This window comes from Pseudomonas sp. BF-R-26 (assembly GCF_019947395.1).
Lineage (GTDB): Bacteria > Pseudomonadota > Gammaproteobacteria > Pseudomonadales > Pseudomonadaceae > Aquipseudomonas > Aquipseudomonas farris.
This window is the reverse complement of sequence record NZ_JAGYGK010000007.1, coordinates 294,800-309,329: the sequence shown is the minus strand read 5'-3', so window position 1 is coordinate 309,329 and position 14,530 is coordinate 294,800. Positions and strand designations below refer to the sequence as shown.

Annotated in this window: 13 protein-coding genes; 6 read left to right on the top strand and 7 right to left on the bottom strand. The window is 57.7% G+C overall.

Features of this window, described 5'->3' with window-relative positions; all coding sequences use genetic code 11:
* Positions 1 to 7: 7 nt before the first annotated feature.
* Both bcsA and bcsQ read right to left on the bottom strand, forming a co-directional pair.
* Complete coding sequence (bcsA, locus tag KGB18_RS12780; protein WP_123722428.1) at positions 8 to 2,239, bottom strand: UDP-forming cellulose synthase catalytic subunit; 2,232 nt, start codon at positions 2,237 to 2,239, stop codon at positions 8 to 10.
* The gene (bcsQ, locus tag KGB18_RS12775) at positions 2,236 to 3,366 is read right to left on the bottom strand and encodes a cellulose biosynthesis protein BcsQ (protein ID WP_317850975.1); all 1,131 of its coding nucleotides are present in this window, start codon (positions 3,364 to 3,366) and stop codon (positions 2,236 to 2,238) included. Before bcsQ ends, bcsA begins: the two co-directional genes overlap by 4 nt.
* A gap of 593 nt (positions 3,367 to 3,959) precedes the next feature.
* Between bcsQ and KGB18_RS12770 the strand changes: the two genes are divergently transcribed.
* The 3 genes from KGB18_RS12770 (at position 3,960) to KGB18_RS12760 (ending at position 6,725) form a co-directional block, all read left to right on the top strand.
* Entirely contained in the window at positions 3,960 to 4,157 is a 198-nt protein-coding gene (locus KGB18_RS12770) for a hypothetical protein (RefSeq protein WP_123722430.1), read from the top strand.
* Between the two features lie 207 nt (positions 4,158 to 4,364).
* On the top strand, positions 4,365 to 5,462 hold the full coding sequence (gene nspC / locus KGB18_RS12765) for a carboxynorspermidine decarboxylase (protein WP_048393627.1): 1,098 nt from the start codon (positions 4,365 to 4,367) through the stop codon (positions 5,460 to 5,462).
* A 27-nt stretch (positions 5,463 to 5,489) separates the two neighbouring features.
* Positions 5,490 to 6,725, top strand: a complete 1,236-nt coding sequence (locus KGB18_RS12760; protein WP_123722431.1) for a saccharopine dehydrogenase family protein — start codon at positions 5,490 to 5,492, stop codon at positions 6,723 to 6,725.
* Positions 6,726 to 6,869: 144 nt separating this feature from the next.
* Here KGB18_RS12760 and KGB18_RS12755 read toward each other — a convergent pair whose 3' ends face one another.
* From KGB18_RS12755 to KGB18_RS12740, 4 genes are all read right to left on the bottom strand, one after another.
* A complete protein-coding gene (locus tag KGB18_RS12755) occupies positions 6,870 to 7,550 on the bottom strand; it encodes a class I SAM-dependent methyltransferase (RefSeq protein ID WP_201062206.1) in 681 nt (226 codons plus the stop codon).
* 72 nt (positions 7,551 to 7,622) lie between these two features.
* The gene (locus KGB18_RS12750) at positions 7,623 to 8,282 is read right to left on the bottom strand and encodes a TetR/AcrR family transcriptional regulator (protein ID WP_123722433.1); all 660 of its coding nucleotides are present in this window, start codon (positions 8,280 to 8,282) and stop codon (positions 7,623 to 7,625) included.
* The gene (locus KGB18_RS12745; RefSeq protein ID WP_223570028.1) at positions 8,269 to 9,120 is read right to left on the bottom strand and encodes a 3-hydroxybutyryl-CoA dehydrogenase; all 852 of its coding nucleotides are present in this window, start codon (positions 9,118 to 9,120) and stop codon (positions 8,269 to 8,271) included. The genes KGB18_RS12750 and KGB18_RS12745 overlap by 14 nt, the downstream gene beginning before the upstream one ends.
* A 13-nt stretch (positions 9,121 to 9,133) precedes the next feature.
* Positions 9,134 to 10,318 carry an acetyl-CoA C-acyltransferase family protein gene (locus KGB18_RS12740; RefSeq protein WP_223570027.1) on the bottom strand — a complete coding sequence of 395 codons (1,185 nt, stop codon included), beginning with the start codon at positions 10,316 to 10,318 and terminating at the stop codon, positions 9,134 to 9,136.
* 131 nt (positions 10,319 to 10,449) lie between these two features.
* Between KGB18_RS12740 and KGB18_RS12735 the strand changes: the two genes are divergently transcribed.
* Entirely contained in the window at positions 10,450 to 11,457 is a 1,008-nt protein-coding gene (locus KGB18_RS12735) for an AraC family transcriptional regulator (protein ID WP_223570026.1), read from the top strand.
* 91 nt (positions 11,458 to 11,548) lie between these two features.
* Here KGB18_RS12735 and KGB18_RS12730 read toward each other — a convergent pair whose 3' ends face one another.
* The gene (locus tag KGB18_RS12730; RefSeq protein WP_223570025.1) at positions 11,549 to 12,457 is read right to left on the bottom strand and encodes a LysR family transcriptional regulator; all 909 of its coding nucleotides are present in this window, start codon (positions 12,455 to 12,457) and stop codon (positions 11,549 to 11,551) included.
* Between the two features lie 126 nt (positions 12,458 to 12,583).
* Here KGB18_RS12730 and KGB18_RS12725 point away from each other — a divergent pair, with 126 nt between their 5' ends.
* Both KGB18_RS12725 and KGB18_RS12720 read left to right on the top strand, forming a co-directional pair.
* Positions 12,584 to 12,847, top strand: coding sequence for a DUF2798 domain-containing protein (locus tag KGB18_RS12725; RefSeq protein ID WP_223570024.1), 264 nt, complete (start codon positions 12,584 to 12,586; stop codon positions 12,845 to 12,847).
* A 256-nt stretch (positions 12,848 to 13,103) separates the two neighbouring features.
* Positions 13,104 to 14,507, top strand: a complete 1,404-nt coding sequence (locus KGB18_RS12720; RefSeq protein ID WP_223570023.1) for an MFS transporter — start codon at positions 13,104 to 13,106, stop codon at positions 14,505 to 14,507.
* Positions 14,508 to 14,530 lie beyond the last annotated feature (23 nt).

The window sequence follows — 14,530 nt, the reverse complement described above, 5'->3', positions numbered from 1 at the left end:
GAAGGCTTCAAGATCGTTGCGTGTCCGCGGTGGAGTCGATAGGTGATGGAGTGTCCGGGCGTTTGCGCAGCAGCGCCTGGCTGTCCTTTAGGGTTGCAATGAACAAGCGCAGGATGGCGCGAAAGCCAATGCTGCTGACCTCGCGCAACGCCGACATGGGCGCGTCGAGGCGGCCGTTACCCCAGGTGTTGGCCCAGGTGTCGGCCCGTGAAAAGGTCAGTCGCACCAGCTCACTTTGCTGGCGCAGGGTCAAAGCCTCGAATTGCACGCCCGCCACGTTGTCGTTGCTGAAGACCGTTTTTGCAGGAAAGAGGCTTGAGGGAGGTGTGCGCAGAATGCACAGCCGCAGCTTCTCATTGACGCTGAGCAGAACCTGCGGTGGCAGTGCCAGACCCACGCCGTTTTGTGAGAAGTCCCGGGTTATGCAATCGAACCAGGTGCCGTCTTCGCGATAGACGCGCACGGGCAGATCCGCGGGCACCCTGGGTTCGTTGCGCACCTGAGAGGATTCAGTGGCCACCGCCACAGCGGTGCTGACGATGACGATGTTGTACACGGTCCAGGCCAGGTTGATCAGCAGGGTAGTGGCCTCGGCAGAATCACTCCCGATCAGTTTCACCACGCCGATCGCCAGACCGATCATGTTCAAGGTCAGCAGGACGATATAAGGCCGCGCGAGCTTCCAGTTGAAATAGTCCTTTTCAATGGTGCCGCCCTTGTCGGTCACGTTGAATTTGCCCAGCGAAGGGCTGATCAGGGCCAACAGCACCGGTCGCATGATGTACCAGGCCAATACCGACTCATACACTTCGTTCCAGAAGGAATGGCGGAAGCGTCCCTGGATGCTGGAGTTGGTCAGGCTGGAATGGAAAATATGCGGCAGTACATAGACCGTGACCATCAACGCCGAGGCATGGAAAATCTGCGCGTCGAAAAACAGGTAGGCCAAGGGTGCGGTCAAGAACACCAGGCGGGGCAGGCTGTAGAAAAAGTGCATCATGGCGTTGAGGTAGCAGATGCGCTGCCCCAGGTTCAGTCCTTTGCCAAACAACGGATTGTCGGTCCGAAAAATCTGCGCCATGCCCCGCGCCCAGCGTATGCGCTGGCTGATGTGTCGGGAAAGGCTTTCGGTGGCCAGTCCCGCCGCTTGTGGCACGGCGAGGTAAGCGGTGTTGAAACCACGGCGATTGAGCTTGAGTGCCGTGTGCGCATCCTCCGTCACGGTTTCGGTGGCGATGCCGCCGACTTCCAGCAAATGAGTCCGCCGGATGACCGCGCACGAGCCACAGAAGAAGGCCGCGTTCCACAGGTCGTTGCCGTCCTGCACCAGGCCGTAGAACAGCTCACCTTCATTGGGTACCGAGCGAAAGGTATCGAGGTTTTTTTCGAACGGATCGGGCGAATAGAAAAAGTGCGGCGTTTGCAGCAACGCCAGGTTCGGGTCTTTTAAAAACCAGCCCATGGTAATCTGCAGGAAGGAGCGGGTGGGCACGTGGTCGGCGTCGAATATGGCAATGAACTCACCATCGGTGACTTTGAGTGCCTCGTTGAGGTTGCCGGCCTTGGCATGTTGATTGTTGTCGCGGGTGATGTAGTTGACACCAATCTGCTGACAGAAAACCTTGAATTCCTCCCGGCGTCCGTCATCGAGCATGTGCACCCGCAGTTTGCCCTCTGGCCAGTCAATGGCCTGAGCAGCGAGCACCACCAGTTTGACGATACCCAATGATTCGTTATAGGTAGGAATGAAGACGTCTACCGTCGGCCATTCTGCGGGCGGCTGTTGCAGAAACTGCGGTTTGCGGTGCAATGGCCAGGCGGTCTGTACATAGCCGAACACCAGGACGAGCAAGGCATACAGTTCGGCCAGCACCAGCCCGTAGCCAAATACGGCATCCTGCCAGTTGTCGAAGTTCAGGGTGTCGGACAGGCGCCAGTACATGTAACGCAACGAAGCGATCAGCGAGAGGGTGATCAGGGTCAGGATCGCCAGACGTCCGGCTTGCTTGCGGATGATCAGGCTGGCGGCAAAACAGACGGCGGCAAACGCGGCCTGGGAATACAGATTCAGCGGCGCAGTGAGGATACCCAGCACCAACAATGCTGCGATCAGCCCGGCTGAGATCTTCAGGACTTGGCGCCAACGCAGGGGCCATCGACTGACGCGAGCCTGGAAAGTATCCAGTAGCCCCTGCAACCACCACGTTTTTGCAGGTAGCTGATTCAGCTGGGCGGTCATGGCGTGCCCTGCTGGCTGGAAGTATCCGCGAAAAGCAGGGCATGGACCGCGCCGGACAGCGAAAGAATGTCCTGGCAGCCAATGCTCTCAGGTGCGTACTGGAGGAGGTCCCGACCATAGGCCAGCGACTCGTTGAACTGGTGATCGAGGCGAATCGTCCCGATCAGGTCAGCGCCGAGCCGCCGCAGAAACAGCACGCCCATGTCCCTGCTGAACGAGCGCGAGTCATCCCGTTGGTTGAGCACATACCGATGCCGCTGCGCGCGTCGTTGGGTGGTTTCCAGCCACTGGGTCATGGTGTCCAGTGCCAGGTAGGAAGCCGCGTCGGCCACCGTCATCACCAGCACCAGATCGGCGGCGTCGAGTGCCTGTTGCGAATAGACGGTCGCACCCGAAGGAGTGTCCAGGATCACGGTATCGTTTTCGCTGAGGTCCATTGACGCAAGGTGCTGATTCAACCAGTCAGAATCTTCAAGCATCAATTGCTTGAGCAATCGACGATCATTCACCTCGCCAGTGCCGAAGGGCAGGCACTCACTGTCGCTAAAGCCCGGCAGGCGATGAGCGCCCCAGTCTGCGTCCTGCTCTTTGAGCTGAATCAGCCCGGGAGCCTGCCTGGTGATACCCAAGTGGCTGGACAGCGCGTTCTGAGGGTCCAGATCAATCGCGATGGTTCGCCCACCGGGGCGTCGAAGTGTTTTTGCGAGGCCAGCGGCGACGGTGCTTTTACCCACACCACCATTCGCCGAAACGATAGCAATGACCTTCGCTTTGGTCCGCTTGCGAGTCGTTTCTGGCAGACCGTCTCGACGAACCTGATTGAGTTCACGCAACAGGTCGCTCAATCGCTGACGATCACCCGTAGCAGAACTGGCAGGTGGCTCGGTCAGGGGAGGGAGTTTGGGCGCGCCAATCAATAAAGAAGGCTGTGGCTCGTCCAGTAAAAACACAGGGGGCGTTGGTGTTGGTGTTGGGGGAGGCAAGGCTACCGACGGTTCTGGCTCAACCAGTACAGGTGTAACCGGGGCGTCTTTGAAAGCTTTATAGTTCGGTTGTATTTCCTGATAGTTCTCCGCATTAGCGCCAAAACGTGTAAAGAGTTTCGTAATATCGTCTACATATTTCATGCGTTGTACCGGGAATGAAATAACTTAGAAACTCAACATTCCATTAACTTGACAAAGTTGATGTGTCGTTTTGGCGTTGGCAGAGTGCCATTAATCTAGGGTGCCGGCCTCTGGGTGTCAATGGTTGTTATAAAAAGTCAGCAAGGCTTGTTAATGTTAATTTGAGTGTTATTAAAGCCTTATGTTATTCGTGGAAAGTGTTAGTTGAATGCGTCAAGATAATGACTGTCCAATCAGGTGCAGTGTGCTGATAGGTGATGGGTTTATTTGTTGAGGGGGATAACTTCCGGCGCGATGAAGTGTGAGTGCGGATCGCCTTCGATGATTTGATGCTGGGTTATGTCTTAAAAGAAGTTGACTGATGTATTTGAAGAAGTGGTGGTGGTTTAAAAGAGACTTTTTCGTATAAGGCAAGCTGTTTAAGAGATGCCAGGCAGGCGTTACATGCAGACTGGCTCTGGCCGTTGAAAACCTGGTCAGTCAGTTAAGCGAGTAAACCGCTTTTCGTAGGAGCCAGACTTGCCGACGAAGGCGCTCTTAAGGACGCCTTTTCCCTCCAGTCCACTGCCTTCCCATCATGACGGCGCGCGCATGTGGAGTGCGACATCACCCAGCCCGCCGGGCTGACCGAAGCGGGCAAAGCTGATGCCAAAATCATCAAGCAAAAAAAAAGCCGCCTAAAGTGGCAGCAGAAAAAACAGCAGGCGTTGAGCAGCCTGAGTATTGCTATTGGAAGGTTACAAAACGATGACGAATTTTTATGCATCGAAGACGGCATTTCGTCACCGTGAGGACCAGGCAGCATCCGATGGCGCGGCGCCCCGCTATGCATCATTCTGGGCAGCACTGACTGACGGCCGTTTAAGCCGCCGGTGGCGTTGCCTCTTTGGATCCAGTTAGGGCGACTCAGCGATCTGCGCTCTCTGCTCTTTCGATATGTAGCCAGTGAAGGCACAATGCGCATCCTTTTTTTGGCTGGCCTTGCCGGAGGCCTCGAAATGATCAAGACGCCGTACTACCTCATCGACAAACAAAAGCTGCTGGCGAACATGCAGAAGATCGCTTATGTGCGCGAACAGTCCGGGGCGAAGGCCCTGCTGGCACTCAAGTGCTTCGCCACCTGGTCGGTGTTCGATCTGATGCAGCAATACATGGACGGCACTACGTCGTCGTCGCTCTATGAGCTCAAGCTCGGTCGACAGAAGTTCGCTGGCGAGACCCATGCCTACAGCGTGGCCTGGGCCGACGACGAGATCGAGGAGATGCTCGACAACTGCGACAAGATCATCTTCAACTCCATTGGCCAGTTGCAGCGCTACACTGAAGCTTCAGCGGGCAAGGTGCGCGGTCTGCGGGTCAATCCGCAGGTGAGCAGCTCGGATTACCTGCTAGCCGATCCGGCGCGGCCATTCAGCCGTCTGGGCGAGTGGGATCCGGTGAAGATCGAGCAGGTCATCGAGCAGATCTCGGGCTTCATGTTCCACAACAACTGCGAGAACGCCGATTTCGGCCTGTTCGACCAGATGCTGTGCACCATCGAAGAGCGGTTCGGCCATCTGCTGCACAAGGTCGAGTGGGTCAGCCTGGGCGGCGGCATTCACTTCACCGGTGAAGGCTACGCGATCGACGAGTTCTGCGCGCGGCTCAAGGCCTTTTCGCAAAAATACGGCGTGCAGGTCTACCTGGAGCCGGGCGAAGCCGCCATCACTCAGAGCGCATCGCTGGAAGTCACCGTGCTCGACACCCTCTACAACGGCAAGCACCTGGCCGTCGTGGACAGCTCCATCGAGGCGCACATGCTCGATCTGCTGATCTATCGCCTGAATGCCAAGCTGGCGCCCAGCGAAGGCGAACACACCTACATGGTGTGCGGCAAATCCTGCCTGGCCGGCGACATTTTCGGTGAGTATCAATTTGATCGTCCTCTGGCCATCGGCGATCGGCTGTCGTTCATCGACGCTGCGGGTTACACCATGGTCAAGAAGAACTGGTTCAACGGCCTGAAAATGCCGTCCATCGTAGTGAAACAACTCGACGGTAGTGTCGAGGTGGTTCGTGAGTTTGGTTACAACGACTACATGTCCAGCCTTTCGTAAGCTGGCAGAGAAGGAGAGAGAGAAAAATTGAAGAAGAACGTACTTATCATTGGTGCAGGAGGTGTCGCCAAGGTGGTGGCCCACAAGTGCGCGCAGCACAACGATGAACTCGGTCGTATTGCTATCGCGTCGCGCAACATCTCCAAATGCCAGGCCATCATCGACAGCGTCAAGGCCAAGGGCAGCCTCAAAGAGCCCGCCGATATAAAAGCCTTCTCGCTCAACGCTATGGATGTCGAAGCGACCAAGGCGCTGATCCGCGAAACCGGATCGCAGATCGTCATCAACGTCGGTTCTGCCTTCCTCAACATGTCGGTGCTGCGTGCCTGCATCGATACCGGCGTGGCCTACCTGGACACCGCGATTCACGAAGAGCCGGGCAAAATCTGCGAGACGCCGCCCTGGTATGGCAACTACGAGTGGAAGCACCTCGAGGAATGCAAAGAGAAGAACATCACCGCCATCCTCGGTGTGGGCTTCGACCCAGGTGTGGTCAACGCCTATGCAGCGTTGGCGCAACAACAGTATTTCGACCGTATTGATTCGATCGACATTCTCGACGTCAATGCCGGTTCCCATGGCAAGTATTTCGCCACTAATTTCGATCCGGAAATCAACTTCCGCGAATTCACCGGACAAGTGTGGAGCTGGCAGAACAGTCAGTGGACCAGCAACACAATGTTCGAAGTCAAACGCACCGACGACCTGCCGGTTGTAGGGGCGCAGAATCTGTACCTGACCGGCCACGATGAAGTGCACTCGCTGTCGAAGAACCTCGACGTGCCCAACGTGCGTTTCTGGATGAGCTTTGGCGAGCACTACATCAATGTGTTCACCGTACTCAGGAACCTCGGCCTGCTCTCCGAGCAACCGGTCAAAACCGCTGAAGGCCTGGAAGTCGTGCCGCTGAAAGTGGTCAAGGCCGTGCTCCCTGATCCGAGCTCGCTGGCGCCTGGCTACACCGGCAAGACCTGTATCGGCGACCTGGTAAAAGGCACCAAGGATGGCCAGCCGCGCGAAGTGTTCATCTACAACGTGGCCGACCACGAAGAAGCTTACGCAGAAACCGACAGCCAGGGCATTTCCTATACCGCTGGCGTGCCACCTGTGGCGGCAGCCCTGCTGGTCGCACGCGGGGAGTGGGATGTGCAGCGCATGGCCAACGTCGAGGAACTGCCGGCTGAGCCGTTCCTCAAGGCGCTGGATGTGATGGGTCTGCCGACCCGCATCAAGGACGAGAATGGAGACCGTCCCTGGAGCTGAAACGCCCTGAGGCGCGCAAAATACAGGTGAATCTTGTATTGCGCTCCAAACGCAAAAACGCCGCTCTTTGAGCGGCGTTTTTGTTTGTGCGTCATTTGTCGGATTTGTTGAGGACTGGATCAAGATGGCTACTTTTGCCCCAGGTCAGTCGCAATCACTCCGTTGCTCAGCCACCAACAGCAACGACTGCGGCACAGGACTTTGCGGGTGCTGCGGTTCCTGCAGGCCAGCCAGCCGAAAACCGGCCATGTCCAGCGCATTGAGCCAACTGGACAGCGTGCGGAAGTACCACGGCATGGGTTGCCACTGCCCCTTGAACCCAGTGAAGGTCTCCTCCCGCCAACCATCCTGATAGTCGCCCGCCGCCACGGTCCACGGATGCAGCGTCTGGATCACCAGCGCGCCGCCGGGGGCGAGCAGGGCGTTCATGGCGGCGAGCAGGGGGATGATGTCCTGGTGCAGCAGGGCGAAGTTGGCGCAGATCAGGTCGTAGTCGCTGCCGATATCCACCTTCGCCTCCACCAACTCCTCATAGCTCGCCAAATGCACCCGCGAAGAGCCCGCCGCCCGCGCCGCCTCCACCAGCGTCGCATCGCCATCCACACCGACCGCCTCGATGGCCCGTTCAGCCAGCGCACGCAACAGCCAACCCTCGCCGCAGCCCAGGTCGAGCACACGCTCGGGTTGGCGGCCTAGTACCGCCAGCAGTATTGCCTGGTCGGTGACCTTGAGGCGGCTTTCGATGGTGCCGGTGCGGATAGCCTCGATCCAGGATGGGGCGTTGTGGTGCCAGCTCTGGAGGAGGGTGGATTCGGGGGCAGGCATTTCGATGTCCGGAGTTGTTGGGTGGATGAAAGGATAGGACAAATGCGGGTGGGCAGACCTTCTTGTAACGCTTTATAACGCGGCGGGTGTCTGGATTTTTCTAGATATTTTTTCTAGAGACGGGGCGAGGCTTATCGTGTCATGTGTGCGTTTTGGCGCCAGCAACCGCTCGATGGCGCCACTCACCATGTTTTCCATCAGATTATCGCGCTCTTGTTCATCCAGTGAATAGTGCGTCAGCCAACTGGGCGCGCCGTTGAGCAAGGCGGCAATGGCATGACCGGCGGCCATCCGGCCCTGTTCACTGAATCGGGGGCGGACGCCGAGCATCAGCAGCAACTTGCGTTCGTACTGCTCGCGCAGTTGCCGGACCCGTTCCTGCTGCTCTTCATTCAGGCAGCCGCTGTCGCGCTCCACCAGACGAAAATGCCAGGGCATCTCCCGATGCAGATTCAGGTGCGCGCGGATCAATTGGTTGAGTCTGTCGCGTTTTGCCGGGGCCGCGTGTTCGATGCGCCCCAGAGTGGCCAGCAGCTCTTCATAGAACTCCTCGATCAGGTCGAGCAGCATGTGCTGCTTGCTGGGGTAATGGTGATACAGCGAGCCCGGGGCGAGCCCCAGGCAGGTCGCGAGCTCACGCATGCCGACCTGACCGAAACCCTTGCTGGCAAAGAGCTCCAGCACCTTGTCCCGGTATTCGGCGAAGCGCGAGCAACGCTCAGGCGTAGGCATGGAAGCCGCGCCCCGTTTTACGTCCCAGGTAACCGGCGGCGACCATTTCCTTGAGCAGTGGAGCGGGGCGGTATTTGCTGTCGTTGAAGCCGTCGTAGAAGGCTTCAAGGATTGCCAGCACGGTGTCCAGGCCGATCAGGTCCGCCAACGCCAGCGGGCCGATCGGCTGATTGCAGCCCAGGCGCATGCCGGCGTCGATGTCTTCGGCGCTGGCCAGGCCTTCCTGAAACACCAGGATCGCTTCATTGATCATCGGCACCAGAATCCGGTTGACCACGAAACCCGGACGGTTGCCCGCGGTGATTGCGGTTTTGCCGAGTGTGGTCGCCATGTCCAGCGCCAAGGCGTGGGTAGCATCGCTGGTTTGCAGGCCACGAATCACTTCGATCAGGCCCATGACCGGCACCGGGTTGAAGAAATGCAGACCGATGAAGCGCTCAGGCTGACTGACACTGGCAGCGAGTTGAGTAATGGACAGCGACGACGTGTTCGAGGCAATCACACAGTCGGCGCTGACCTGCGCGGCGATTTGTTGCAGCACGCGCAGTTTCAGGTCGAGGTTTTCGGTGGCGGCTTCGATCACCATTTGCACGTTTTGCAGGCTGTTGTAATCGGTACTGGTGCGAATCTTATCGAGGGCAGCGAGCTTTTGCTCATGGGGCAGCGTGTTTTTGGCAACCTGCCGATCGAGGTTTTTATCGACGGTCGTGATTGCCTTTTGCAAAGCACTCTCGGAGATGTCGATCAACGTCACATTGATGCCGGCCAGGGCGCAGACTTGCGCGATGCCATTGCCCATGGTGCCGGCGCCGATGACGCCAATGTTCTGAAGATTCATGCGCATGTCCTTATCAAACCCGTTCGAACAACACGGCGATGCCTTGGCCGCCGCCGATGCACATGGTCGCCAGGGCATACCGGCCTTGGCAGCGATGCAGTTCGTGAATCGCCTTGGTCGCGATGATCGCGCCAGTGGCGCCCACCGGATGGCCCAGCGAGATGCCCGAGCCGTTGGGGTTGACCTTCTGCGGATCGAAGCCCAGCTCTTGCGCTACGGCACAGGCTTGGGCTGCGAAGGCTTCGTTGGACTCGATCACATCAAGATCGGCAACGGTCAGGCCGGCGCGCTTGAGCACCAGACGGGTGGCGGGAATCGGTCCCAGTCCCATCATCGAAGGTTCCACGCCGGCGTGGGCATAACCCACCAGTCGGGCCATTGGCTTGAGGCCTTGTTCCTGAACAGTTTGGCTCGTGGCCATGATCAGTGCGCCGGCCCCATCATTGAGGCCGGATGCATTGCCGGCGGTGACGCTACCGTCCTTTTTGAAGGCGGGTTTCATGCGGCTCAATTGCTCGGCGTTGACCTCGGCCCGTACATGCTCATCCGTCGCAAACGAAACCGTCCCTTTGCGGGTCGCTATTTCGATCGGCACGATCTGCCCGGCAAAACGCCCTTCGGCAATCGCTCGGGCAGCACGCTGCTGGCTGAGAAGCGCCAATTCATCCTGGGTCTGGCGCGTGATGCCATAGTGCTCGGCGATATTTTCTGCGGTGATACCCATATGGAAACCGGCAAACGGGTCTTGCAGTGCCCCAAGCATGTAGTCGACGGCCTGCATGTCGCCCATTCGTGCGCCCCAGCGCGCCTGCGGCAACAAGTACGCGCCTCGGCTCATGGACTCGACGCCACCGGCCAGCGCAGCGCCCGCATCCCCCAGCATCAAACTTTGCGCGGCACTGACAATCGCCTGCAAACCCGAACCGCAAAGGCGATTGACGTTGAAGGCGGGAGTCTCTTTCGTCAGGCCGGCATTCATCGCTACGACCCGGGAGATGTAGGCATCGCGTGCCTCGGTCGGGATGACATGTCCCATCACCGCATGGCCGATGTGCTCGGGCGCCAGGCCTGATCGTTCGATAGCGGCGCGGCAAACGTCGGTTGCCAACTGAATAGGCGGCACATCCTTGAGTGAACCGCCAAAGCTGCCGATGGCAGAACGGACGGCGCTCACTACAAAAATATCGGAATGGTTCATGTTGGCTCTCTGAATAGGTCTTTTTTGTTGGGCACGAGTCTAGAATCAGCAGCGCCACAGGCCTATGCCAAAACTGTTCAAGGGTGATGGCGTTTTTTGCCATATTCAGATGTGACGAGAGAGGCATTCAAATGCGGGAAACGGATTCAGTGGCGGTTTACTTCATGTACCCCATGATCCATGCGCTACGTGAGGAACCGCAGCGCCTGCGGGCAGTACTTGAACAGGTGGGAATTGATCCGGCACTGATGGATCAGCCGACGGCACGGGTGCCAGCCACGGCTTTCGCCGCGTTGTGGCTGGTGCAGATTCGTGAGTTGAACGACGAATTTTTCCGGTTGGACTCCCATGGAATGCCACCAGGCAGTTTTGCCTTGATCTGTCGGGCATTGATTCAGGAGCCGACGCTGGAAAAAGCCATGCGTCAGTGCCTGGCCAATTTCGCTCTGTTCCTGCGTGATTTTCGCGGCACGTTGAGTGTGCGTGGCAAGCGTGCGGTCATCAGCTTGCAGACCTGTTCGCAGAACAGTGAGGTCAGCCGGTTGGGCGAAGAAACGTTTCTGGTGTTGATGATCAGTCTGCTGTGCTGGCTGGGCGGGCGGCGCATTCCTATCGATCGTGCGGACTTTCGTCATCAGCGTTTGTCGCTGCGTGATGATGCCATGCTCTGGGGCCCCAACCTGACCTTCGGCACCGAACGCACCGAAATCGAGTTCGCCAGTCACTACCTGCGGTTGCCGGTGGTTCAAGACCTTGCCTCACTGAAAGTGTTTTTACGCACCGCCCCGCAATGGCTGGTGATCCGTTTCCGCAACCAGCATGGGATGGCGTCGCAGGTTCATCAGCGCCTGCGCCACAGCCATTACAGCGAATGGCCGACCTTGCAGGCCTTTGCCCTGGAGCAGCACCTGAGCGCTAGCACCTTTCGCCGGAAACTGGGGCGTGAAGGCTGTTCGTATCAGGAAATCAAGGATGAAGTGCGGCGCGCGGTGGCGTTTGAACGGTTGCGCCAGAGCAAGGCGAGCATCAGCGATATTGCCGAACAGTTGGGATTTCAGGAGCCGAGTGCGTTTCATCGCGCGTTCAAGAAGTGGACGGGGGAGAGCCCGGGGCGGTATCGGGCGCGGTTTAAGGAATGAGCCCTGCTCGTTGGGTCACGGCAAGGCTTTAAAGGTCTGTTTTTGAGTGCCGAACTGCGCAAGGAAAGAGCGCTTATGCGAGTACATGCGACTAGCTTTGCATCTCTCGTTCAAGAAAATCGATGAACGCGCGCACCTTCGCATTCAAAGCCGATCGCTCGGTGACGCAGGCATAGATGTGCATCGGTTCAGGCTCTGCGCAAGCTGCATTGCGATTGCCCGACTCGAACAATGGCAGTAGTCGGCCGCTGTCGATCAATGGCTGAGCAACGAAGCTGGCGAGGCGTGCGATCCCGCCACCGTTTACAGCAATCTGCGCGATCGTATCAATATCATCGCAGATGAAGCCCGGATTGACTTTGGCTTCGAAACGGCTGCCATTGAGTACAAAGGTCCAGGGCAGAAAACGACCATCAGTTGGATAGCGAAAGACAAGGCAAGTGTGTTGCTTCAGCTCCTCTGGTGTTGTCGGCATGCCCGCGCGGTCGAGATACGCGGGTGACGCGCAGAACACGAAAGGACGCGAGGCGATACGCCGGGCGATGAGCTGATCGTTCAGCTGCGCTTCAATACGGATGCTGACGTCGACGCCCTCCAGCCGATGATCGACGCTGCGATCCGTACTGATCAGTTCGATGTTGATGCGCGGGTAGGCGTCCTTGAATGCGGGCATTAATGGCGCGAGTACATGCCGACCAAATGCCGCGGTGGTGGCGATGCAAAGCGGCCCATGCGGCTTGGTTTCGACCGTGGCAGCTTGCGAGGCGAGATCAATATCGCCCGGAATGTGGCGCACTTTCTCGAAATAGCGAGTGCCGCTTTCGGTGAGCGCCATGCTCCGGGTCGTACGAGAGAGCAGGCGCACGCCCAAGTGGGCTTCGAGCCGCGTGATGCTCTGGCTGACCGCCGCGGCGCTCATGCCTTGGGCACGGGCCGCCGCCGCGATGCTGCCGTTTTCTACCACACGGATATAGGTATTGATCAAACCAAGAATATCCATCGGGTCCCCGTGCTCGATTCGTTGATTGTTCTTAAGAATGATTCAAGCGTCACGCGTCTACCGGCGTGTTCGGCAGCTTGCTAGGTTAGCCGCTCTCGCCACTCAAGATCGACAAGGCTCAAATCGATGACCGATAGAACAGCTAGAAATACTGCACGTTTTCGCTTGCCTAAACACACGACGCCTTACGTCTTTGCGCTTTACATGGCCACTATCATGGCGTTTCTCATGTGTCTCGTCATCACAATCGCTGAATTCGGAATAGGCGAACATTACATGGGAAATGTGATGAATGCGTACAAGGTGGCAATGCCTTCGGCATTCGTCTGCGTGCTCATCGTGCGTCCGCTCGTTGCCCGACTTGTGGAGTGGACCGTGCAAGCCCACTGAGAGAAAAAGTGGGGGAACGCGCAGTGATCGTATGACTATGGTTGAACAAGTTGTCGTCGTCATACTGGGAAAACTGAAGGGCTATCGGCCAGTATTTTCCGCGTCTCTTGCGGGATATGGGCCTACATGTCTTTGAGACAGACGGCCATTTTTCAGATTGACAGGGTGGTAGGGGACTCGATATAAAAAGCCAAGTTGTACGACGACAGACAATTCGTCGGCAATCATCACCCTAATCCAACAATAAAGTGATGCCATGAATCTGAACGAGCCCATCAATGCTCAGCGAGTCGGCCAGGCCGTCGGTAAATATCGCTGGACGATCTGCGCGCTGTTGTTTTTTGCCACCACCGTCAATTACCTCGACCGCCAGGTATTGAGTCTGTTGGCGCCGGACCTATCGACGCAATTTGGCTGGAGTAATAGCGATTACGCCAACATCGCTTCGGTCTTTCAGTTTGTCTACGCGATTTCCATGCTGTTTGCCGGCCGGGTGGTCGACAAGATCGGCACCAAGACTGCCTATGTGGTAGCGATCAGCATCTGGTCGACCGGCGCGATCATGCACGCCTTTGCGGTGCCGATGGGTGAGGGGATTGGTGCCGTGAGCAGCGCGTTCGGCATTGCCATGATTCCGGTTTCCATCGCAGGCTTCATGGTGTCGCGCGCCGTGCTGGCGATAGGCGAAGCGGGCAACTTCCCGATTGCAATCAAGGCCACCGCAGAATATTTCCCGAAGAAGGAGCGTTCCTTCGCCACCGGCATTTTCAATTCCGGTGCCAATGTGGGCGCGATCCTGGCGCCGATCTGCGTGCCGCTGATTGCCAGCCTATGGGGCTGGGAAGCGGCTTTCATCGTGATCGGTATGTTGGGCTTCGTTTGGGTGGGCGTATGGATTGCGCTGTACGAGAAGCCGGAGCAGCAAAAACGCCTCTCGGTGCAGGAACTGGCCTACATCCGCAGCGACCAGGTCGTGCAGGTGGTCGCCCGCCCGGTACCGGGTGTCGCCGATAAGAAAGTATCGTGGTTCAAATTGCTGACCTACCGTCAGACTTGGGCTTTTGCTTTCGGTAAATTCATGACCGACGGTGTGTGGTGGTTCTTCCTGTTCTGGCTTCCCACCTATCTATCGGCGCAATACGGCATGAAAGGCCAGGCCATCGTGATGCCGCTGGCCGTGTTGTACAGCATGACCATGGTCGGCAGTATCGGCGGCGGCTGGTTCCCCAGCTATTTCATGTCACGCGGCGACGCGCCGTATGACGGCCGCATGAAAGCCATGCTGGTGATCGCTTTCTTCCCGCTGCTGGTGTTGCTGGCGCAGCCATTGGGTTACATCAGTTTCTGGGTGCCAGTGCTGCTGATTGGCGTAGGCGCATCGGCGCACCAGGCATGGTCGTGCAACATTTTCACCACCGTGTCGGACATGTTTCCGCAAAAATCCATCGCTTCGGTGGTCGGTATTGGCGGTTTGGCCGGCGGCTTGGGCGGCGTAGTGATGACCAAGATCGGTGGTTGGGTGATTGATCACTACAAACTGATCGGTGATATTCATACCGGCTACATGATCATGTTTGCCATCTGTGCGTTGGCCTATCTCGTGGCATGGAGCGTCATGAAGGCGCTGGTACCACGTCATAAGGAGATCACCGATCTGTAAACGGTTGGCTCCCGTAAACCAGC